The organism is Xanthomonas sp. SHU 166, assembly GCF_000364685.1.
Taxonomy (GTDB): Bacteria; Pseudomonadota; Gammaproteobacteria; order Xanthomonadales; family Xanthomonadaceae; genus Xanthomonas_A; species Xanthomonas_A sontii.
This window is the reverse complement of sequence record NZ_AQOJ01000720.1, coordinates 1-312: the sequence shown is the minus strand read 5'-3', so window position 1 is coordinate 312 and position 312 is coordinate 1. Positions and strand designations below refer to the sequence as shown.

The following is a 312-nucleotide window of genomic DNA, read 5'->3' as shown; positions in this document are numbered from 1 at the left end:
CGCCCCCGCCGCTACCGCATCGGCGGCGTAGGTCCACTCCGTATTGCGCGCCGCGAGCCAGCTGCCCCGCGCCCCCAGCACCGGGCGCAATGCGCCCCGCAGCGCGCTCAGGCGCGCGCCTGCGTCCAATGCCTGCGGCAGTACCTCGACCGGCAGATGCTGGCCGCGTGCGGCCAGTTGCAGGCAGGCTTCGTGGCGAAGGCGTTTCAGCCACGCTGCGGGCTGCGCGCTGGCGAACAGCGCCCGCAACAGCGGCACCCAGGCATGGTCTGCGGGCAGCGCTTGCGGATCGGGCGGCGCGGGCGGCGGTAG

The 312-nt window shown here is 75.3% G+C and carries 1 protein-coding gene; it reads right to left on the bottom strand.

Annotated elements, in window-relative coordinates:
- Nucleotides 1–312, bottom strand: a 312-nt coding sequence (locus tag D180_RS16730; RefSeq protein ID WP_043091206.1) for a DUF5691 domain-containing protein, incomplete at both ends; no start/stop codon positions are given.